At 71.0% G+C, this 20,899-nt stretch carries 15 protein-coding genes; 5 read left to right on the forward strand and 10 right to left on the reverse strand.

The window, feature by feature from the left end; translation table 11 throughout:
* Positions 1–73: 73 nt before the first annotated feature.
* Complete coding sequence (locus RWH44_RS10590) at positions 74–1,753, forward strand: long-chain-fatty-acid--CoA ligase (RefSeq protein ID WP_316004539.1); 1,680 nt, start codon at positions 74–76, stop codon at positions 1,751–1,753.
* A gap of 211 nt (positions 1,754–1,964) precedes the next feature.
* On the opposite strand, the gene ligA is transcribed toward RWH44_RS10590, so the two are convergent.
* The 3 genes from ligA to RWH44_RS10605 form a co-directional block, all read right to left on the reverse strand.
* Positions 1,965–4,454, reverse strand: coding sequence for an NAD-dependent DNA ligase LigA (ligA, locus tag RWH44_RS10595; protein ID WP_437127285.1), 2,490 nt, complete (start codon positions 4,452–4,454; stop codon positions 1,965–1,967).
* A 122-nt stretch (positions 4,455–4,576) separates the two neighbouring features.
* Entirely contained in the window at positions 4,577–5,674 is a 1,098-nt protein-coding gene (gene mnmA, locus RWH44_RS10600; RefSeq protein ID WP_316004541.1) for a tRNA 2-thiouridine(34) synthase MnmA, read from the reverse strand.
* Positions 5,675–5,683: 9 nt separating this feature from the next.
* Positions 5,684–6,895 carry a cysteine desulfurase family protein gene (locus RWH44_RS10605; RefSeq protein WP_316004542.1) on the reverse strand — a complete coding sequence of 404 codons (1,212 nt, stop codon included), beginning with the start codon at positions 6,893–6,895 and terminating at the stop codon, positions 5,684–5,686.
* Positions 6,896–6,942: 47 nt separating this feature from the next.
* Between RWH44_RS10605 and glgX the strand changes: the two genes are divergently transcribed.
* The 3 genes from glgX (at position 6,943) to glgB (ending at position 13,330) form a co-directional block, all read left to right on the forward strand.
* A complete protein-coding gene (gene glgX / locus RWH44_RS10610; protein WP_316004543.1) occupies positions 6,943–9,042 on the forward strand; it encodes a glycogen debranching protein GlgX in 2,100 nt (699 codons plus the stop codon).
* A 185-nt stretch (positions 9,043–9,227) separates the two neighbouring features.
* Positions 9,228–11,195 (forward strand): alpha-1,4-glucan--maltose-1-phosphate maltosyltransferase, encoded by a 1,968-nt coding sequence (locus RWH44_RS10615; RefSeq protein ID WP_316004647.1) that lies wholly within the window; start codon positions 9,228–9,230, stop codon positions 11,193–11,195.
* On the forward strand, positions 11,192–13,330 hold the full coding sequence (gene glgB, locus RWH44_RS10620) for a 1,4-alpha-glucan branching protein GlgB (protein WP_316004544.1): 2,139 nt from the start codon (positions 11,192–11,194) through the stop codon (positions 13,328–13,330). The genes RWH44_RS10615 and glgB overlap by 4 nt, the downstream gene beginning before the upstream one ends.
* A 146-nt stretch (positions 13,331–13,476) precedes the next feature.
* On the opposite strand, the gene RWH44_RS10625 is transcribed toward glgB, so the two are convergent.
* The gene (locus RWH44_RS10625; protein ID WP_316004545.1) at positions 13,477–14,427 is read right to left on the reverse strand and encodes a tetratricopeptide repeat protein; all 951 of its coding nucleotides are present in this window, start codon (positions 14,425–14,427) and stop codon (positions 13,477–13,479) included.
* On the reverse strand, positions 14,424–16,229 hold the full coding sequence (locus RWH44_RS10630) for a DUF8094 domain-containing protein (protein ID WP_316004546.1): 1,806 nt from the start codon (positions 16,227–16,229) through the stop codon (positions 14,424–14,426). The genes RWH44_RS10625 and RWH44_RS10630 overlap by 4 nt, the downstream gene beginning before the upstream one ends.
* 174 nt (positions 16,230–16,403) lie before the next feature.
* Here RWH44_RS10630 and RWH44_RS10635 point away from each other — a divergent pair, with 174 nt between their 5' ends.
* Positions 16,404–17,480 (forward strand): AI-2E family transporter, encoded by a 1,077-nt coding sequence (locus RWH44_RS10635; protein ID WP_316004547.1) that lies wholly within the window; start codon positions 16,404–16,406, stop codon positions 17,478–17,480.
* A gap of 2 nt (positions 17,481–17,482) precedes the next feature.
* On the opposite strand, the gene RWH44_RS10640 is transcribed toward RWH44_RS10635, so the two are convergent.
* Genes RWH44_RS10640 through RWH44_RS10660 form a run of 5 tightly spaced genes read right to left on the reverse strand, consistent with a single transcriptional unit; the run spans position 17,483 to position 20,898 of the window.
* Positions 17,483–18,205 carry an alpha/beta hydrolase gene (locus RWH44_RS10640; RefSeq protein ID WP_316004548.1) on the reverse strand — a complete coding sequence of 241 codons (723 nt, stop codon included), beginning with the start codon at positions 18,203–18,205 and terminating at the stop codon, positions 17,483–17,485.
* Positions 18,205–18,492, reverse strand: a complete 288-nt coding sequence (locus tag RWH44_RS10645) for an Rv1322 family protein (protein ID WP_298872361.1) — start codon at positions 18,490–18,492, stop codon at positions 18,205–18,207. The genes RWH44_RS10640 and RWH44_RS10645 overlap by 1 nt, the downstream gene beginning before the upstream one ends.
* 9 nt (positions 18,493–18,501) lie before the next feature.
* Positions 18,502–19,230, reverse strand: a complete 729-nt coding sequence (locus tag RWH44_RS10650) for an aggregation-promoting factor C-terminal-like domain-containing protein (RefSeq protein WP_316004549.1) — start codon at positions 19,228–19,230, stop codon at positions 18,502–18,504.
* A 49-nt stretch (positions 19,231–19,279) separates the two neighbouring features.
* Positions 19,280–19,855: a DivIVA domain-containing protein gene (locus tag RWH44_RS10655; RefSeq protein ID WP_298872358.1), complete on the reverse strand. Its 576-nt coding sequence runs from the start codon at positions 19,853–19,855 to the stop codon at positions 19,280–19,282.
* Positions 19,852–20,898, reverse strand: coding sequence for a phosphatidate cytidylyltransferase (locus RWH44_RS10660; RefSeq protein ID WP_316004550.1), 1,047 nt, complete (start codon positions 20,896–20,898; stop codon positions 19,852–19,854). The genes RWH44_RS10655 and RWH44_RS10660 overlap by 4 nt, the downstream gene beginning before the upstream one ends.
* Between the last annotated feature and the right edge of the window lies 1 nt (position 20,899).

A 20,899-nucleotide genomic window follows, 5' to 3' on the forward strand; every position in this document is an offset into this window, starting at 1 on the left:
CTAGTTCGCACACGGTCTCCTCCCCGTCGCGCGTCGCCTGGCCCCGACCGGAGCACCGTCCTAGGCTGGCCGGGTGACGAGCTTCGATCCGCCGCGCCCCTGGACCTCGAGCTATGCCGCGGGGGTGCCCGAGGATCTGGAGCCCCAGACGGGCTCGCTCCTCGACATCGTCGACGCGTCCACCCGCGACTACCCCGATGCCCCGGCCCTGCAGTTCTTCGGACGCGAGACCACCTACGCCGAAATGTCGGAGCAGATCTCTCGCGCCGCCGCGGCCCTCTCCGCACACGGCGTGCGCGCGGGCGATCCGGTGGCCCTCGTGCTGCCCAACTGCCCCCAGCACATCGTGGCGTTCTATGCGGTGCTGCGTCTCGGGGCGGTCGTCGTCGAGCACAACCCGCTCTACACCCCTCGCGAGCTGCGCAAGCAGTTCGAAGACCACGGGGCGAAGCACGCGGTCGTGTGGAGCAAGGTCGTCCCGACCGTGCAGGAGTTCCCCGCCGACCTGCGCCTGACCACCCTCATCTCCGTCGACGTGACCCGCGCGATGCCGTGGACCACGCGGCTCGCTCTGCGTCTGCCCGTCGCGAAAGCCCGCGAGTCCCGTGCCGCCCTGCACGCCCCCACCAAGGGCGCGGTGCAGTGGGACGACGTCGTGCGCCACGCCCCGCTCGCCGCCTCGCATCCGCGTCCCGTCGCCTCGGACCTCGCGATCATCCAGTACACCAGCGGCACCACCGGCACTCCCAAGGGCGCCATGCTCACCCATGCCAATCTGCTGGCCAACGCCGCGCAGGCGCGGGCATGGGTTCCGCAGATCGTGCGCGGCGAGGGGTGCGTCGTCTACGCGGTGCTGCCGATGTTCCACGCCTACGGCCTCACGCTCTGCCTCACCTTCGCGATGTCGATGGGCGCGCGGCTCGTGCTGTTCCCGAAATTCGACGCCGATCTCGTGCTCGCGGTGACCAAGAAACACCCGGCGACGTTCCTGCCCCTCGTTCCCCCCATCGCGGAGCGGCTGCTCGCCGCGGCCGAGGCCCAAGGCGTCTCCCTCGAAGGAACCGACGTCGCGATCTCGGGCGCCATGGCTCTGCCGCACGACCTCGTCGTCCCGTTCGAGAAGGCCACCGGCGGCTACCTCGTCGAGGGGTACGGCCTGAGCGAGTGCTCCCCCGTCCTGATGGCGAACCCCGTTGCCGACAACCGCGTCGCCGGAACGGTCGGTCTGCCGCTGCCCGGTACCGAATGCCGCGTCGTCGACCCCGACGACCCCCGCACCGATGTCGAGCGAGGCGAGCTCGTCGTGCGCGGACCCCAGGTGTTCTCCGGCTACTACGGCAAGCCCGAGGAGACCGAGGCGGTGTTCGTCGACGGCTGGTTCCGCACCGGCGACATCGTCACGATCGACGAGGACGGCTTCGTCCGCATCGTCGACCGCATCAAGGAGCTCATCATCACGGGCGGCTTCAACGTCGCCCCCACCGAGGTCGAGAACGTGCTGCGACAGCACCCCGGTGTCGCCGACGTCGCCGTCGTGGGTCTGCCGAGCGAGCACTCCGGTGAGGAGGTCGTCGCGGCCGTCGTGCCGACCGTGGCCGGCGAGCTCGACGTCGAAGCGGTCCGGGCGTTCGCGCGTGGCATCCTGACGCCGTACAAGGTGCCCCGTCGCATCATCGTCGTCGACGACCTGCCGCGCTCGCTCATCGGCAAAGTCCTGCGCCGCCAGGTGCGGGAGCAGTTGCTCGCGGACTGAATCGCGCTCACCTCGCCCCCGCCCGCGGCGCGCGCCCGGACCACGAGGCGGCGTCGTGCGGACGACGTCGTCGGTTATGGCATGCGCCGACTGGTGTGCCAGGAGGGGCGCGGCGCGGTCGGTGATCCGAGAACAAGGGATAGCCGCAGCGCCCGCCGTGCGACCGCACGCCGCCCGACCGCCTGAGGCGAGGGGCCCCGCCCGCCGCGCGTCACGCGGTCGGCGGGGCCTCCCCCTCGCCGCTCGCCGTCGGAGTGCCGGCGGGCGGGCCGTCGCCCGACTCCGTATCGCCGGCCTCCGCACCGTCGAGCGCCGCGGGCCCCTGTTCGACGAGGATCTTGAACTGCGCCGCATCCAGGATGCGCAGCCCCAGGTCCTCGGCCTTCGCGAGCTTCGAGCCGGCACCCGGGCCGGCGGCGACGAAGTCGGTCTTCTTCGACACGCTCGACGCCGCCTTGCCGCCGGCCGAGATGATCGCCTCCTGGGCCCCCTCGCGCGTGTAGCCGTCGAGGGAACCGGTCGCGACGACCGTGAGTCCGGCGAGGACGCCTCCCGCAGCGGCCGCAGCGCCGGGCCCCGGGTGACCGGGAGTCGCGAAGCGCACGCCGGCGGCCTGCCAGCGTTCCACGATCGCGCGATGCCAGTCCACCTCGAACCAGTCGATCACCGCGTCGGCGATGATGCCCCCGACCCCTTCGACGGCCGCGAGCTCCTCGCGCGAAGCTGCCCGGATGGCATCCAGCGATCCGAACCACTGCGCGAGCGCCCGCGCGGCGACCGGACCCACGTGACGGATGTTCAGCGAGACGAGCAGGCGCCACAGGTCTTTCGTCTTGGCCTTCTCGAGCTCGGCCACCAGCTTGGTCGCCTGCTCCGAGGGCCGCACCTCGCGGAAGTCCTTCCGGATGCCGCGTCGCCGGCGCTCCGCGGGATCGAGGTCTTCGGTACCCGGGGGGTAGGTGGCTGGTCCGAGCTTCTGGAACGGGGCACGCCGCACGAGCTCGCCCGTGTCGGGGTCGACCTTGCGCTCGCCCGTCTCGGAGTCGCGGACGACGACCTCGATGGGCACCAGCTCGTCGATGGTGAGGGCGAACAGCCCGGCTTCGGTGTCGAGGGGCGGGTGCTCGGGGACCTCGGGCTGCGTGAGGGCGGCGGCCGTGACCTCGCCGAGCGCCTCGATGTCGAGGGCACCGCGCGAGCCGATGTGCTCGACGCGGCCGCGCACCTGCGCGGGGCACGATCGCGCGTTCGGGCACCGCAGGTCGATGTCGCCCTCTTTCGCCGGGCGCAGCGGCGTGCCGCACTCGGGGCAGTCGGCGGGCATGACGAAGGCCCGCTCGCTGCCGTCGCGCAGCTCGACGACGGGACCGAGAACCTCGGGGATGACGTCGCCCGCCTTGCGCAGCACGACCGTGTCGCCGATGAGCACGCCCTTGACCTTCACGACGTCCTGGTTGTGGAGCGTCGCCTGCCGCACGACGCTGCCGGCCACCTTCGCGGGCTCCATCACGGCGAACGGGGTCGCGCGACCGGTGCGGCCCACCGACACGACGATGTCGAGCAGCTTCGTGTTGACCTGCTCGGGCGGGTACTTGTACGCGATGGCCCAGCGCGGGGCGCGGCTCGTGGCGCCGAGCTCGTCGTGGAGGGCCAACTCGTCGACCTTGACGACGACGCCGTCGATCTCGTGCTCCACGTCGTGGCGGTGCTCACCGTGGTGCGCGACGAACTCGAGCACTCCCTCGATCGAGGTCTCGACCCGGCTGTACGGCGAGGTCGGCAGTCCCCACCCCTTCAGCAGGTCGTAGATCTCGCTCTGCGCCGCCACCGGCGGGTCGGGCCATGCGCCGATGCCGTGGACGTACAGGGCGAGGGACGCGATACGGGCGAGCCCCGCTTCGAGTTCGAGCCCGGTCTTCTTCTCGATCTGCTGCCGCAAGCCGCCGCTCGCCGCGTTGCGCGGGTTGGCGAAGGCCGGGAATCGACGCGCGGCCGCCAGCTCGGCCTTCTCTTCGTCGAACGCCCGCCCCCCACGTCGTCCCGCGGAACGCTCGCGCGCTTCGGCGATCGCTCGCTCGCGGTACTCCCCCTGCAGTCGGTTGAGGTTCTCGAAGGCGGCGACGGGGATGAACACCTCGCCGCGCACCTCGACGAGGGGCGGATGCCCCTCACCCGACAGCTCGCGAGGGATTCCCGCCACCCGCAGCGCGTTGTCGGTCACGATCTCGCCGACACGACCGTCGCCGCGGGTCGCCGCCGAGGTCAAAACCCCGTTCTCGTAGCGCAGGTTGATCGCGAGACCGTCGATCTTCAGTTCACTCAACCACTGCACAGGCCGCGCGGCCGAGGCCTGCGTCTTCACCGCCCAGTCGCGCAGTTCGTCGGGCGAGAACACGTTGTCGAGGCTCAGCATGCGCTCGGCGTGCTCGATCGTCACGAGATCGGTCGCCTCGGCCGCGCCGACGGACTGCGTCGGGCTGTCCTGCCCCTGCAACTGCGGATAGCGACGCTCCAGCGCCTCGAGCCGATACATCCACCCGTCGTACGTGGCGTCGTCGACGAGTTCGGCGTCACGCCCGTAGTACGCGTCGCGCGCGTCGAGCACGCGCTGGGCCAGATCGGTCCATTCTTCTCGCGCCGCGTCGAGGGAGAGATCGGGGAGCTCAGTCACGGCATCCAGCTTAGGGAGGGGCTCCGACATCGCCCGCGGACTTGCCCCCGGCGGATCCGCGCGTCATGGGCAGGGGCGCCCCCGGCTGCGGGAACCCCCGCTCCGCGCGGACCGACACCCGTCGAAACGCGCAGAAGCGTCGCCTGCGGACATCAGACCTCGACCGGAACCGCCGACACCGTCCGGTCGATCGTGAACTGGCCGATCACGCGCGTCCCGTCGTACAGCACGGCGGTCTGCCCCGGCGCGACGCCGTCAAACGGCGTCTCGGGTCGCACCGTCAGCACGCCCTCGGCCAGCACGGCCTCGGCGGGCACGGGGTCGGCGTGGGCGCGGATCTGCACGTGGCACGCGAACGTCGTCGCCGACGGCGCTCGACCCGCCCACGTGAAGCGCTCCCCCGCGATCTCGCTGCAGGCCAGGGCCTCCTTCGGCCCGACGACGACCGTGTTGTTCACGGGACGCACCTCGAGCACGAAGCGCGGCTTGCCGTCGGATGCCGGGACCCCCAGCTGCAGCCCGCGTCGCTGCCCCACGGTGAAGGCGTGCGCGCCCTCGTGCGTGCCCACGACGGCACCCGTGCGGTCGAGGATGTCGCCGCGCTCGGCGCCGACCTTGTCGGCGAGCCAGCCGCGCGTGTCACCGTCGGGGATGAAGCAGATGTCGTGGCTGTCGGGCTTGTGCGCGACGGTGAGTCCCCGCGCCTCGGCCTCCGCCCGCACGACCGCCTTCGAGGGGGTCGACCCGAGCGGGAAGTACGTGTGCGCGAGCTGCTCGGCCGTCAGAACGCCGAGCACGTATGACTGATCCTTCGCGGCATCCGAGGCCCGATGCAGCTCGCGCCCCTCGGGCGTGTCGACGAGCGTGGCGTAGTGGCCGGTGCAGACCGCGTCGAAGCCGAGTTCGATCGCCCGCTCGAGAAGGGCGGCGAATTTGATCTTCTCGTTGCACCGCATGCAGGGATTGGGGGTGCGCCCTGCGCGGTACTCCGCCACGAAGTCGTCGATCACGTCGTCGCGGAAGCGCTCCGAGAAGTCCCAGACGTAGAACGGCATCCCGAGCTTGTCGGCGGCGCGACGCGCGTCCATCGCGTCCTCGATCGTGCAGCAGCCGCGGCTGCCCGCGCGCAGCGTTCCCCCGGCCCGCGAGAGCGCGAGGTGCACGCCGACCACGTCGTGACCGGCCTCCACCGCGCGGGCCGCGGCCACCGCGGAGTCGACGCCACCGCTCATCGCCGCCAGAACTCGCATGGTCCCAGTCTACGAACGCCCCGCTGAGCGGGCGCTCGATGTGCCCGACCCCGACCGGGCGCCGGATGCCACGGCCCGCGCGTAGGCGTCGGGAAGCCGGGCGAGCACGGCCTCGACGTCGTCGAGCGTGGAGGTGTGTCCAAGGGTGAAACGCAGCACGGATCGCGCCGCGCGGTCGTCGAGGCCGAGGGCGAGGACCACGTGCGACGGCTCCGCCACCCCGGCCTGGCAGGCCGACCCTGTCGATACCGCGACCCCCGCCATGTCGAGCAGGAACAGCAGCGTCTCACCAGCGGCATCCGGGAAGAGCACGTGCGCGTTGCCGGGCAGCCGGTTCGCGGGGTCTCCCAGGAGGCGCGCGGCGGGGATGGCGTCGCGGATGCCGCGCACCAGGCGGTCGCGCAGAGCCGCGAGACGCACGCTCTCGCTCTCGCGTTCCGCCTCGGCCGCCCGTGCGGCGGCGGCGAAGGCCGCCGCACCCGCGACGTCCTGCGTGCCCGCGCGGAGCCCTCGCTGCTGACCTCCGCCGTGCAGGAGCGGGGTCGGCGCGGCGTGCCGCGAGACGACAGCGGCCCCCACGCCGACGGGACCCCCGACCTTGTGCGCCGACACCGACAGCGCGACCAGTCCCCCGCCGGCCGAACCGGGCCCGCGCCAGGCCGCGAAGTCGACCGGCACCTGCCCGAGCGCCGACACCGCGTCGAGGTGCAGGGGGACTCCGGCGGCGGATGCCGCGGCGGCCAGGCCCGCGGCATCCTGGATTGTTCCGACCTCGTTGTTGGCCACGAGGGCGGTCGCCAGAGCAGCGCCCGGCAGGGCGTCGGCGAAGGCGTCGGGGGCGATGCGCCCGAGGGAGTCCAACGGCACGGCGCGGACGTCGGCGTCCTGCGTCGAGGAGAGCCATCCGACGACGTCGAGGGTCGCGTGGTGCTCGCCATCGGGCAGCACCACCGCGCGGGTACCGTGCGCGCGCGCCCACCAGAGGCCCTTCAGAGCGAGGTTGGCTGCCTCCGTGCCGCCCGAGGTGAGCACCACCTCGATGCTCTGGCATCCGAGGATCTCGGCGAGGCCGTCACGCGCGTCTTCGAGAAGGCGACGCGCGTCCTGACCGGCGCCGTGGATCGACGAGGGGTTGCCGAGCACCTCGTGTGCGGCGAGCCAGGCCTCCCGCGCTTCTGCGCGAAGAGGCGTCGTCGCTGCGTGATCGAGGTAGACCCGCATCCGCCACCCTCCCGGTTCCGCCGTCCGTCTTCACTACCCTAAGACGCATGGTCCGACCCGAGACTGTCCTGCCCGCCCGCCGCCCCGCCCGCCCGGGGCTGCTGAGTCCCACCCTCGACGACCTCGGCGTGCGCCTCGGTCCCGACGGCGGAACCCTGCGCGTGTGGTCGGGAGCCGCCGACGCGATGCAGCTGCTCGTCTTCGACGACGTCGACCTCGACTGGGCCACCGAGACCATCACGATGACCCCCGTGGGCGGCGGTGTCTTCGAGGCGTCGACGCCGCTGCTTCGACCGGGGGCGCGGTATGCCATCCGCGTCGGCGGACCGCACGGTCCGGGACACACCTTCAACCCGCAGTCGCTGCTCATCGAGCCGTACTCGCGCGGTCTCGTCTCGGGCAGCTTCGGCGACTGGCGCTCGGTCGTCGTCGACGGGTCGTTCGATTGGGGCTCCTCGGCGAAGCCCCGGGTGCCGATGGACCGCACGGTGATCTACGAGGGACACGTGAAGGGCCTGACGAAACGGCATCCCTTCATCCCTCCCGCCCTGCACGGCACTTACGCGGGACTCGCGCATCCCGCCATGATCGATCACCTGCTCTCGCTCGGTGTCACCAGCGTCGAGCTGCTGCCCGTGCACGCCTTCGCCACCGAGCCGCGCCTGCTGCAGCTGGGCCTGACGAACTACTGGGGTTACAACTCCCTGAACTTCTTCACCCCGCACGCGCCGTACGCGACGGCCGCCAGCCGCGCCGAGGGCCCCGACGCGGTGCTGCGCGAGTTCAAGGGCATGGTCAAGCTGCTGCACGAGGCCGGACTCGAGGTGCTGCTCGACGTCGTCTACAACCACACCGCCGAGGAGGGCATCGGCGGACCCCGCACGAGCCTGCGCGGTATCGACAACCGCGCCTACTACCGCCAGACCGCCGAGGGCGTCTACATCGACGAGACCGGCTGCGGCAACGCGGTGAACACCTCGACGGATGCCGCGGCCCGGCTCGTGCTGGACTCCCTGCGCTACTGGGCGGAAGACGTGCAGATCGACGGGTTCCGCTTCGATCTCGCCGTGACGCTGGGTCGCGACGCGCAGCACTCCTTCACTCCCGATCACCCGCTGCTCACGGCCATCCGCGACGACGAGCGGCTGGCGGGCACGAAGCTCATCGCCGAGCCGTGGGATGTCGGCATGGGCGGGTGGCAGACGGGCAACTTCGGCCCGGGATGGCTCGAGTGGAACGACCGCTACCGCGATCGCGTGCGCAACTTCTGGCTCAGCGACATCGACTACGCGCGCCGGGCCGACACCGCCCCGGTCGGCGTCGGCGGATTCGCCACACGCCTCGCGGGCTCGTCGAACACGTTCAGCGAGGAGCGCGGGCCGCTCGCCAGCGTCAACTTCGTCACGGCCCACGACGGCTTCACGCTGCGCGACCTGGTGTCGTACGACGTCAAGCACAACCTCGGCAACGGCGAGCAGAACCGCGACGGCGCCGACACCAACCGCTCCTTCAATCACGGCGCCGAAGGTCGTACGGACGACGAGCGCGTGCTCGCCACGCGGCGCAAGGCCATGCGCAATCTGATGGGCACCCTCCTCCTGTCGGCCGGCGTACCCATGATCACGGCCGGAGACGAGATGGGACGGACGCAGCGCGGCAACAACAACGCCTACTGCCACGACTCCGCCCTGACCTGGCTGTCGTGGGACCTCGCACCGTGGCAACGCGACCTGTTCGCCCACACGCGGCGTCTGCTCCAGGTGCGACGGGAGAATCCGGCCCTGCGCCCGCGGCGCTTCGCCCGGCTCGGAGAGCGGATCCCCTCGGCATCCGTCATGGAGTGGTTCGACGAGCGCGGCGAGACGATGTCGAGCGAGCGGTGGAACGACCCCGCCCACCGCACGCTGCAGTACCTCGCGACCTCGACCCCCGAGGACGAGGAGCCGAACCGCGTGCTGCTCGTGGTGCACGGCACCGAGAAGGACATCGAGATCGTGCTGCCGCAGATCGACGGCGAGCCCGACATCGCCTACGTCGCACTGTGGTCCAGCGCCGACGACGCCCCCGACACCGCCGAGGCGCGGTTCGCCCCGGGCGATGCCGTCGCCGTGACGGGCGCGTCGATGCTGCTGTTCCGCATCGAGTAACCGGCGCGCGCTGTCAAGGCCGCGCGAAACGATGCGGCAACGTCGGTGGCCCGCGGTAGGTTCGGACCGTGGCCACCACGACGACTCCTTCGCCCGAGCTGCCCTGGCGCAGCGCCGCCTCGATTCCCGTGCGTCCGGTCAAGCCGACGCCCACCGCGCGCAGCGTGGTCACGCCGCGCATCCCGATGGCGCTGCCGCACCCCAGCGTTCCGGGCGGACGATTCCGTCCGTCGGCGTTCGTCGGCGAAGCCGTGCCCTTCACCGTCACGGCCTTCCGCGAGGGGCACGACCGCATCGGCGTGCAGGTGCGTTTGTTCTCGCCCTCGGGCGACGAGTCGCTGCACCGTCTGAGCCCCCTCAACGACGGATTCGACCGCTGGTCCGTGCTCATCGCCCCTCTCGAGCAGGGCGTGTGGCGGTTCCGGTTCGAGTCGTTCGCCGACGACTTCGCCACGTGGGAGCACGCGGCCGACCTCAAGATCGCCGCGGGCGTCGACGCCGCACTCATGCGCGAGATGGGCGCCCAGCTGTTCGACCGCGCGCGAGGCGAGAAGAAGCGCCCCGGCAGCGACAAGGACCGCCTCTACGACGCCGCCCGGGCCCTGCGCGACCCGGAGGTGCACGACGACACCGCCCTGCAGATCGTGCGCGATCCCGAGATCGCCGCCCTGTTCGAGGCGCGGCCGATGATGGGTCTGGTCTCCGTCGGCAAGGATGCCGAGCTGCTGGTCGAGCGCGAGCGCGCCGGCGTCGGCGCCTGGTACGAGTTCTTCCCGCGGTCCGAGGGCGCCACGCGCGGCGACGACGGGACCGTCGTCAGCGGAACGTTCCGCACCGCGGTCCACCGCCTCCCCGGCGTCGCCGACATGGGCTTCGACGTGCTCTACCTCCCGCCGATCCACCCCATCGGGGTGACCAACCGCAAGGGTCCGAACAACACGCTGGTCACGCAGCCGGGCGACCCGGGATCCCCGTGGGCGATCGGTGCCGCGGAGGGCGGGCACGACACCGTGCACCCCGACCTCGGCACGCTCGACGACTTCCGCGCCTTCGTCGCCGCCGCGCGCGAGAACGGCATCGAGGTGGCGCTCGACCTCGCGCTGCAGGCCTCCCCCGACCACCCGTGGGTCGCCGAGCACCCCGAGTGGTTCACGACGCTGCCCGACGGGTCGATCGCGTTCGCCGAGAACCCGCCGAAGAAGTACCAGGACATCTACCCGGTCAACTTCGACAACGACCCCGAGGGCATCCGCGCCGAGGTGCTGCGCATCGTGCGTCACTGGATCGCGCAGGGCGTCACCATCTTCCGCGTCGACAACCCACACACCAAGCCGCTGCAGTTCTGGGAGTGGCTCATCGCCACGGTGAGCGCGGAGGAGCCCGACGCCGTCTTCCTGGCCGAGGCCTTCACCCGCCCGGCTCCGCTGCAGGGCCTGGCGATGGCCGGTTTCCAGCAGAGCTACACCTACTTCACCTGGCGCAACACGAAGGAGGAGCTCGAGGAGTTCCTCGGCGGCCTCGCGCACGACACCGCCGACTTCCTGCGTCCCAACCTCTTCGTCAACACCCCCGACATCCTCACGGAGTACCTTCAGTTCGGCGGGCGCCCGGCGTACAAGATCCGCGCCGCGATCGCCGCGACGGCTGCCCCCACCTACGGCGTCTACGCCGGGTACGAGCTCTTCGAGAACATCGCGCGGCCGGGTTCCGAAGAGAACATCGACAACGAGAAGTACGAGTACAAGTTCCGCGACTGGGCGGGCGCCGAGGCGGCGGGCGATTCGCTCGCCCCCTACCTGCGCATGCTCAACGCCGCGCGCCGCGCCCATCCCGCCCTCCGGCAGCTGCGCAACCTCGAGGTGCACTGGAGCGACGACGACGCGATCCTCGTGTACTCCAAGCACCTCGATGCGGCCCTCAGCCCCACGGGCGCCTCCGACACGGTGATCGTGGTCGCCAACGTCGACCCGCACTCCGCCCGTGAGACCACCGTCCACCTCGACACGACCGTGTTCGGCGTCGAACCCGGCGCGTCGTACGACGTCGAAGACCTCGTGACCGGCCAAGTCTGGACCTGGGCCGACCACAACTTCGTCCGCCTCGACGCCTTCAGCGAGCCCGTGCACATCCTGCACGTCAAGGAGAACCGATGACCTCCCTCTCCCCCGAGATCCTGGATGCCGTCGCCCACGGCGCCCACCACGACCCGCACAGCGTGCTGGGCGTGCACCAGACCGGCGACGGATGGGTCATCCGTTCGCGGCGGCCCCTCGCGGCGACCGTCGTCGCCGAGCTCGCCGACGGCACGTCGGTTCCGCTGGAGCACGTTCGCGGCGGTATCTGGGAGGCGGCCGTCGAGGCCCATCCCGGCGCCTACATCGTGCGCGCGTCGTATGACGGGTCCGAGCACGTGGCCGACGACGGCTACCGCCACGTTCCGTCGATCGGCGAGCTCGACCTGCACCTCATCACGGAGGGGCGCCACGAAGAGCTCTGGCGCGTGCTCGGAGCGCATGTCCGCGATCTCGACGGGTCGTCGGGCACGGCGTTCACCGTCTGGGCACCCGACGCGCGCGCCCTGCGCGTGATCGGCGACTTCAACGGCTGGGACGGCTCGGGCAGCGCGATGCGCTCGATGGGCGGGAGCGGCGTCTGGGAGCTCTTCGTCCCGGGGATCGGGGCCGGCACCCGCTACAAGTTCGAGATCCTCACCCGCGCGGGCCAGTGGATCCAGAAGGCCGACCCGATGGCCCGCCTGGCGGAGGTGCCACCCGCGACGGCATCCGTCGTCACCGACTCGGAGTACGCCTGGGCCGACGACGCCTGGATCGACGAACGCTCCCGCACCGCGCCGATCGATCGCCCGATGTCGATCTACGAGCTGCACCTCGGTTCGTGGAAGCAGGGTCTGTCGTACCGCGACGCGGCCGACGAGATCATCGACTACGTCGGCGCTCAGGGCTTCACCCACGTCGAGTTCCTCCCCCTCGCGGAGCACCCGTTCGGCGGCTCGTGGGGCTACCAGGTATCGGGCTACTACGCCCCCACGAGCCGGTTCGGCTCCCCCGACGATCTGCGCTACCTCATCGACCGGCTCCACCAGGCCGGCATCGGCGTCATCATGGACTGGGTCCCCGGGCACTTCCCCAAAGACGACTTCGCCCTCGCCCGCTTCGACGGCGAGGCGCTCTACGAGCACCCCGACCCCCGCCGCGGCGAGCACAAGGACTGGGGCACGCTCATCTTCGACTACGGCCGCAACGAGGTGCGCAACTTCCTCGTCGCGAACGCCCTGTACTGGTTCGAGGAGTTCCACGTCGACGGTCTGCGCGTGGATGCCGTGGCATCCATGCTCTACCTCGACTACTCCCGCAACGACGGCGAATGGGCGCCGAACCAATTCGGCGGACGCGAGAACCTCGAGGCGATCCGCTTCCTGCAGGAGGTCAACGCGACCTCGTACAAGCGCTACCCGGGCATCGCGCTCATCGCCGAGGAGTCCACGAGCTTCCCCGGCGTCACCGCCCCGACCTCGCACGCGGGCCTCGGCTTCGGCTTCAAGTGGAACATGGGGTGGATGAACGACTCGCTGCAGTACATCGGTCGCGACCCGATGTACCGCTCGCACCACGAGGGCGAGCTGTCGTTCTCGTTCGTCTACGCCTTCAGCGAGAACTTCATCCTGCCCATCAGCCACGACGAGGTCGTGCACGGCAAGGGGAGCCTCTTCGGGCGGATGCCGGGAGACCACTGGCAGAAGCTGGCGAACATGCGCGCGTTCCTGGCGTACATGTGGGGCCACCCGGGCAAGCAGCTGCTGTTCATGGGCCAGGAGTTCGGCCAGATGTCGGAGTGGTCCGAATCGCGCAGCCTCGACTGGTGGATGCTCGACCAGCCGGCGCACCGACAGCTGCACAACTTCGTCGGCGAGCTCAATCGCGTGTACAAGGATCAGGCGGCGCTGTGGTCGCGCGATCACGACGGAGCGGCGTTCTCCCGGCTGGGTGCACCCGCGTGGAACCCCAACGTCCTCGCCTTCGCCCGCCGCGACCACCACGGCAACACGGTCGCGGTCGTCTGCAACTTCTCGGGTGTCCCCCTCACCGACTTCCCCCTCGACCTGCCCGAATCCGGGTCGTGGTCGGAGGTGCTCAACAGCGACGCCGAAGCGTTCGGCGGCTCGGGCCAGGGCAACTTCGGCACGGTCACGACCGACGCTCGCGGGAGCGCGACACTCACCCTCCCGCCGCTCGGGGTGCTGTGGCTGCACCACCGCGCCGGATCCTGACCCGTTGACGCCGCAACGCCCCGCCCCTCACACGGGGGCGGGGCGTTCCGGTTCCCGGTGGTCCTCCCCGGCGCCGCGGTGATCCCCTCCCGACGAACGACGGCCCGGTCCCTCGGGAGGAACCGGGCCGTCGTTCGTCGATCGGATCAGAAGAGAAGGGATGCCAGACGCGCGCGAGCCCGCACCACGCGGGCGTCGTCGTCGCCCACGATGCCGAACAGCTCGAGCAGGCGCTCGCGGACCGGGGCGCGCTCGTCGACGGGCAGGGCCGCGAAGAGGTCGAGCAGACGGCCGAAGGCGTCGTCGACGTGTCCGCCCACGACGTCGAGGTCGGCGACGACGAACTGGGCCTCGACGCCCGAGGGGTCGGCTGCGGCCGCGGCGCGGGCCGCCTGCAGATCGGCACCCTGAACACGGTCGAGCAGTCGCACCTGGCCGAGGCCGGCGCGCGCGTCGGCGTCGCGCGGGTTCTCGGCGAGGGCCTTCTCGTAGGCCGTTATCGCCCGGGCGTAGTCGCCCTCCTCGATCGCGGCGAACGCCTCGGCGTGCAGCGGCGGCAGCGGGGGCTCCTCGGCGGGAGCCGTATCGGTCGCGTCGCCGACGGGCACGGTGCCGGTCACGCCGTGCTGGGCCGCGAGCTGCAGCAGCTGCGCGAACACGTCGCGCACCTGCTGCTCGGGCACCGCCCCGGTGAACAGCGGCACGGGCTGGCCCGCGACGAGCGCGAGCACCATCGGAATCGACTGCGCCCGGAAGCCCTGAGCGAGCTGCGGGTTGGCGTCGACGTCGACCTTCGCGAGCACGAGGCGGCCGCCCAGTTCGGTGACGACCTTCTCGAGCACGGGGCTCAGCTGCTTGCAGGGGCCGCACCACTCGGCCCACAGGTCGATGACGACGGGGACCGTGCGCGAGAGCTCGAGCACCTCGCCGAACGTCGCGTCGGTGACGTCGAACACCAGGGGCAGAGCGCCGGTGGGCGCTGCGCCGTCGGCGGGAGTCCCGGATGCCGCGGGCGCGGCGGGGGCGGCGGGGCGGTTGCGCAGCGACGAGAGGTCGACGGCGCCGCGCATCACGGAGCCGGGGGCGGGAGTGCTCACGGGGACACCTTCGCTTCGAGGAGGCTGGAACGGTAGCCGAGCAGGCGGATCTTCTCGTCGGAGCCCTGGCTGGGCACGTAGAAGAACACCTGGTCGGAATAGGTCGTGGTGAAGCCTGTCGCGGACTGGTCGACACCGGTCAGGGCCTTGACGGCCGGGTTGTTGTCGAGCTTGATGACGGCGTCGGCGTTGGTGGGCTTCGCCGTGTCGCTCTCGTAGACGTTCACGGCGACGATCGCGCCGGTGTCCAGCGTCGCGAGAGCGATGGGGGCGGCGGGCCCCGCCGAGGCGGCGAAGCTGATCTCCGCGGTTCCGGCACCCGTCTGGTTGAGCTCGTCGGTGCGCTTGGTCTTGTTGTCCTGGATCGCCGAGAGCAGCAGATCGTTCGCGGTGTCGAACAGCGCGGCCGACGTGCTGTTCTCGCCGTTGTTGATGATGTCGGCGTACGCCGCCGCGACCTTCTCGGGAGCGAGGGTGAGGAATGAGGAGTCCGGCGGCACCTGCGTTGCACCCACGTACGGCGCCGCAAGCTCGGGCAGGTTGGTGGATGCCTCGAGGTTGCCCACGTACGACGCCTTGTAGTCGTCCCACGGGGTCTGCTGGGTCATCATCATGATGGTCGTGGTCGGGGTCGCGGCATCCGCCGATTCCACCACCGTCATGAGCGTGCGCGGCCAGGCTCCCGTGGTCTGCGGCAGGGTGATCTGCACGGGCTCCGCGGGGATCGCCGGCAGGGCGGGGCGGTCGGGCAGCGCCGCGCGCAGCGTGTAGTTCGTCGCGCGCTCCGCCAGCGCGGGTCCCGACAGGCGCTCGGCGGCGGCGTTCTGGTCGAGGGCTGCATCGGCGGAGGCGACCGTGCTCGACACGCGCGAAACGATCCGCTCGGCCTGGGCCTCGGTCACCGCGGGCGGGAACTGCCCCTCGGGCACGACGACCGTGGGGGTCGGGCTCGGAGTCTCGGATGCCGCGAACTGCGGCCATGCGTCTGCCGAGCATCCCGCGAGCAACGCGACCGAGACGCCGAGGGCGGGTATCGCAACTAGAGCGCGTCGTCCACGGGAGCCGGTCGTGCGGCGTGCGGGGCTCTCGCTGACGACACCCTTCGACGCGGCGTCAGCAGCGGCGTCCGACTCGGCGATCGAGATCGGCTCGGTGACCGGCAGGGGCAGCCCCTTACGACGCGGACGCCGCGAGCGACGCACGTGCCGGATGCCGAGCAGGTAGAGGACCAGGCCCGCCAGCAGGGCGATACCGCCACCGACGATGAGGGGGCCCGCCCAGGGGGTCGAGTCGTCGATCGGCCACGTGACGCTGACGTTCGAAGGGGCGGGGGCCGTGCCGTCGGAGGCCACGAGCACGCTCATGTCGCTGGGCAGCTGCAGGGTCGTCGACAGCGATCCGGTCTGCTCGAACTCGTCCAGCCAGAGGTCGTTGTCGATCGGGCTCCGCCCCGCGGCGGCATCGGAGGTGGGCGTCACGGTCGGCGCCTGGTCGGTGGTCTGCACCGCACCCTCACCGTCGACGGTCACCGAGGTGTAGTCGACGTCGGCGAGCCAGGCCTTCAGGTCGGCGGTGCGTCCGTACGAGACGAACACCTCCCCGTCGCCCTCGACGCGCAGCGTCTGCGCCCCCGGCACGCTCGTGAGCACCGAACCGTCGATCAGCGTGTACGCCGCGGTCCCCTCGGTCTGCACCGTCTTCGAGGTCTCGGAGGGACCTTGGAAGACCGTGCGCTGTGCGATCCCGGCACCGATCATGGCGGCGGCGATGACGAACGCCACCACGGCCCAAACGAATCTCACGCTTCACACCATCCCCACCGGCAGCTCGGGCGCCACCGAAGAATCGACGTTTCAGACTATCCGAGGGCGGCTGAAAGTTCGCGGCGAGGCTCGCGCCTTGCCGATGCGGCCCCGCGCGGTCACTATCCTGACCAGACGGGCGTGCTTGCCCGGCTGAGGCGGGAGTCGTTCGGCATGAAGATCCACAATCCCTTCCGGGTGGCGCTGCTGGCGACACTCGGCGTCGGCGTCGGCCTGCTGCTCATCGGCAGCGTGCAGAACCTGTCCACGATCCTGCTCTACGTCGGAACGGCGCTGTTCCTGTCGCTGGGTCTCGACCCCGTGGTGTCGTTCCTCGAGCGCCGCGGCCTGCCGCGCTGGGCGGCGGTGCTGCTGACGATCCTCGCCGTGCTCGGGGTGTTCGCCGGCATCGTCTTCATGGTCGTGCCCGTCATCGTCAGTCAGATCGCTCAGCTGGTCTCCCAGATCGAGCAGTTGCTCCAACCGGGCCGCTGGAACGAGATCGTCGCGCAGGTGCAGCAGTGGGCGTCCGAGACGCTCCCGTGGCTGAAGATCGACGAGCTGTGGCTCGGCGTCCAGCACTGGTTCAGCACGCTCGACGTCGGATCGATCTCCACCATCGTGGGCAACAGCCTCCTCACCGGCGCGGGCGCCGTGGCGGCGGGCCTGGGCGGCGCCTTCATCGTGCTGATCCTCACGATCTACTTCACGGCATCCACTCCGTCGCTCAAGTCGGCCGTGTATCAGCTCGTACCGGCCTCGAAGAGGGCGCGCTTCATCGAACTCGCCGAGAAGATCACCGACTCCGTCGGGTACTACGTCATGGGGCAGGTGAGCCTCGGCGTGATCAACGGTGTGCTGAGCGCGATCCTCCTGTCGATCATCGGAGCGCCCTTCCCGGCCGTCCTCGCGGTGATCGCGTTCTTCTTCTCCCTCATCCCGCTGGTCGGCACACTGACGGGCTCGACGATCATCGTGCTCGCGTGCCTCATCCCCGGTCTCGGGACGCCCCCGTGGGCGGTCCTCGTGGCGGCGATCTACTACCTCGTATACATGCAGATCGAGGCCTACGTCATCTCCCCGCGCATCATGAACCGCGCCGTCTCGGTGCCGGGATCGGTCGTGGTCATCTCGGCCCTGGCCGGTGGGGCGCTGCTGAACCTGCTCGGCGCCCTCATCGCGATCCCGGTGGCCGCGAGCATCCTCATCATCTACCGCGAGGTCATCATCCCGCGGCAGAACGAACGCTGAGCTCAGCTCTCGGCGTCGTCGTCCCACTCCGTGGGCAGCGGCAGGGCGTCGGGGTTGACCGCCGCGACGATCTCCGTGAGCACACGGCGCGTCTGGGTCTCGCCGACCCACAGGTGCTTGCCGCCCTCGACCGCGATGAGCGTGGCATCCGGAACCGACGAGAAGCGCTCACGAGCCTCGGCGGGGCGCAGGTAGTCGTCGAACTCGGGCACGAGGATCACCATCCGGCGGCGGTCCGCCGACCACCCGGCGACCTCGTCCGCGGTCGCGCGGTGAAGCGGGGGCGAGAGCAGGATGACGCCCTCGATGTCGTGATCGCGGCCGTACTTCAGCGCGAGCTCGGTGCCGAACGACCAGCCGACCAGCCACGGGCGAGGAAGCCCGCGCTCGCGGACGAGGTCCATCGCCGCGGCGACGTCGAAGCACTCGTTCGCGCCGCCGTCGAACGTGCCCTCGCTCGTTCCCCGCGGGGAGGTCGTGCCACGGGTGTTGAAGCGGAGCACGGCGAGGTCGGCCAGGGCAGGCAGCCGCCCGGCGGCCTTCCGCAGGATGTGCGAGTCCATGAACCCGCCGGCCGTGGGCAGCGGATGCAACGTCACGAGCGTCGCCACGGGATCGCGATCGAGAGGGAGCGCCAGCTCGCCGACGAGCGTCAGGTCGTCGACCGTGCGCAGTTCGATGTCCTCCCGGCGGGCGGGGAGCACAACGGGTCCGCGAATCTCCATCAGGCGATCCTCCAACAGTGCGTGTGCCAGTGCCGCCGAGCGGCGAGGTCAGCGGCGTCGCCGAGCACGCCGTCGGCGCGCCAGACGACGAGGTGGGCGGTGCCGGCGCTGACGGTGCGTCCGCACCCGGGGCAGATGTAGTCCTTCACGGCCTGCGGCCCCGAGATCGGTTGCACCGTCCACTCGGCGCCGCGCTTGAACTCGGTGCGCTTCCACCCGGCGATCAGACGATCGAGCGAATCGTCGCCGCGACCCGGATCGGGGCGGCGTCTACGGGAGCGGGGCATGGATGCCGCTCACCACCAGTGGTTGCTCGTCCAGAACGCGTACGCGCCCGCCCAGCTGCCGTAGCGGCCCGTGGCGTACCCGGTCGCCCAGCGCAGGTTGTCGACGGGGTCGTAGCCGTTGCCGGGGACCTTGCTGCAGGGCAGGGCCTGCACGAGACCGCACGCGCCCGAGGAACGGTTCGTGGCGTTCGGGTTCCAGCCGCTCTCGCGGCTGACGATGTAGTCGACGTAGCCCATGTCGGCATCCGAGATGCCGGCGGCCGCCATCCACTCCGCGGGCGCTCCCCCACCGGAGTAGTACAGCGGTCCGCCACCACCGCTGCTGCCGCTCTCGCCGGCCGACGAGCCCGAATCGCGGCTGCGGGTCTGCGTGGGAGTCGGCGTCGGCGTGGGCTTCGGCTTGACGTAGACGTTGTAGCTCGAGCGCTGGAGATCGGGGGCCTGCTTCTCGCCCGACGTCGACACGGCCTGCGCGTCGTCGAGACCCTCGGCGTACAGAGTGACGGTGTGCGGCTCCTCGGCCTGCGCCGGCGAGAGCGCGGCGCCCATCGGCCCGACGTAGGCGGCGGCGAACAGCACCGCCGCGCACGCCCCGAACACGCCCACCACGCCCCGACGACGGGACCAGCGCGGTGCCGAGCGGCGCGGAAGAGCCGGGGGGATCACGTCGACCGACCCGACGCCCCGACGGGCGACGCGGTCCGACGATCTACGCGAGAGTTCCGAGCCAGCAGTCACAGTGCGGCCGAGTCTACCGACGAGTCGACGCGGGTGTCATCCTGAGGCCTCATCCGACGGCGAGCATGACCTCGACGACGGCGTCGAGCACCGCGTCGACCTGCGTCTCGCGGTATCCGCCCCGCTGCATGCGGAACGCGACGGCGCGCACCTGGTCGGGCGTCACGGGATCGCCCGCGGCGAGGTAGCGCGCGACGCGGTCGGCCACGACGTCGACCTCGTCGACCCGGTAGCCGTAGTGCAGCAGCGAGACCCGCTCGAAGCGCTGTCGGCGCGGCCGTCCGAGACGGTCGAGCACCACCTGCGCGGTGTCGCGCGTCTCGGCGACCCAGGCGCGCGCACCGAGTCGCGAGAGCGCGTGTTCGCGCTCGCGCGCGGCGAACGCGTCTTCGACCCGGCCCAGGGCCGCATCGACGGATGCCACGGCGTAGCCGCCCCTCACCAGGGGGAACGACACCGCCCGAACCTCCGACGACCGCAGGACGCCGGCCTCATCGGCCTCGAAGGCGTCCCGCGCGCGAGCGAGGAAGGCGTCGACGGCACGCTTCTCGTACCCCTTGGTGCGCCCCGACGCCTCGGGGAACGGGGTCGCGGCGACCTCGTCGTGGATCGGGGTCTCGGTCATGACACTCCCAACGGGGCGAGCAGATAGAACATCACCAGGGCGGCGGTCGCCGACGGCAGGATCGAGTCGAGCCGATCGAGCACTCCCCCGTGTCCGGGGAGCCAGGAGCTCATGTCCTTGATGCCGAGGTCGCGCTTGACCATGGACTCGCCGAGGTCGCCCACGGTGGCTGTCGCGAGGACGACGGCGCCGAAGATGAGCCCGGCCCACCACGGCACCTGCAGCATGAACACGGCCAGGAGCGCCCCGGCGACGAGAGCCGCGACGCACGCGCCGGCGAAGCCCTCCCACGTCTTCTTCGGGCTGATGCGAGGAGCCATCGGATGCCGCCCACCCCGGCCGAACGTGAGGCCCGAGATGTAGGCCCCCGTGTCAGCGGCGACGGCGAGGATGAGGAACGCGAGCACCCACCACTCCCCGCGCGGCTGAGCGAGCAGGATCATGGCGACGCTGGTGAGGAACGGGACGTAGAGCTGCACGAAACCGGCGACGAGGACGTCGCCGATCACGTCGATCCGCGTTCGCCCGTCGCCCGCGAACAGCTGCGCCACGAGCCGCCACACCACGACGACGACGACCGCGGCCAGAACGGCGATCCAGTGCACCCAGGCGCCGAGGAAGAACCCGCTCAGCAGCAGCACGAATCCCATGACCAGCTGCGGGACGACGTCGACCCGACGGCCGGCCACCTGCAGGGCGCGACTGAACTCGACCACACCCAGCACCATCGCCGCCGCGGCGAAGAGGACGAAGGCCCACTTCACGAAGATCAGCGAGGCGATCACGATCGCGCCGATCGCGACGCCGATGAGCGTGGCGACGATCAGGTCGCGCCCCGTGCGCTGCTTCAGGCGCTCGTTGGCCTGGTCGAATTCCGCACGCGCGTGCGCGATGTGCTGCTCGGCATCCGATCGCATGGCGCGAAGCTGCGACTCGATGGCCGTGACCCCTTCGCCCGTCGTCGGACGGCGCGCCGAATCGACCCGACCGAGGTCGGGCGGGTCGACCGGCTCGGCGTCGCCGATCTCAGGGGCGTCGGGCATT

The organism is Microbacterium phycohabitans (assembly GCF_032464935.1).
In the GTDB taxonomy this organism is placed as follows: Bacteria; Actinomycetota; Actinomycetes; order Actinomycetales; family Microbacteriaceae; genus Microbacterium; species Microbacterium phycohabitans.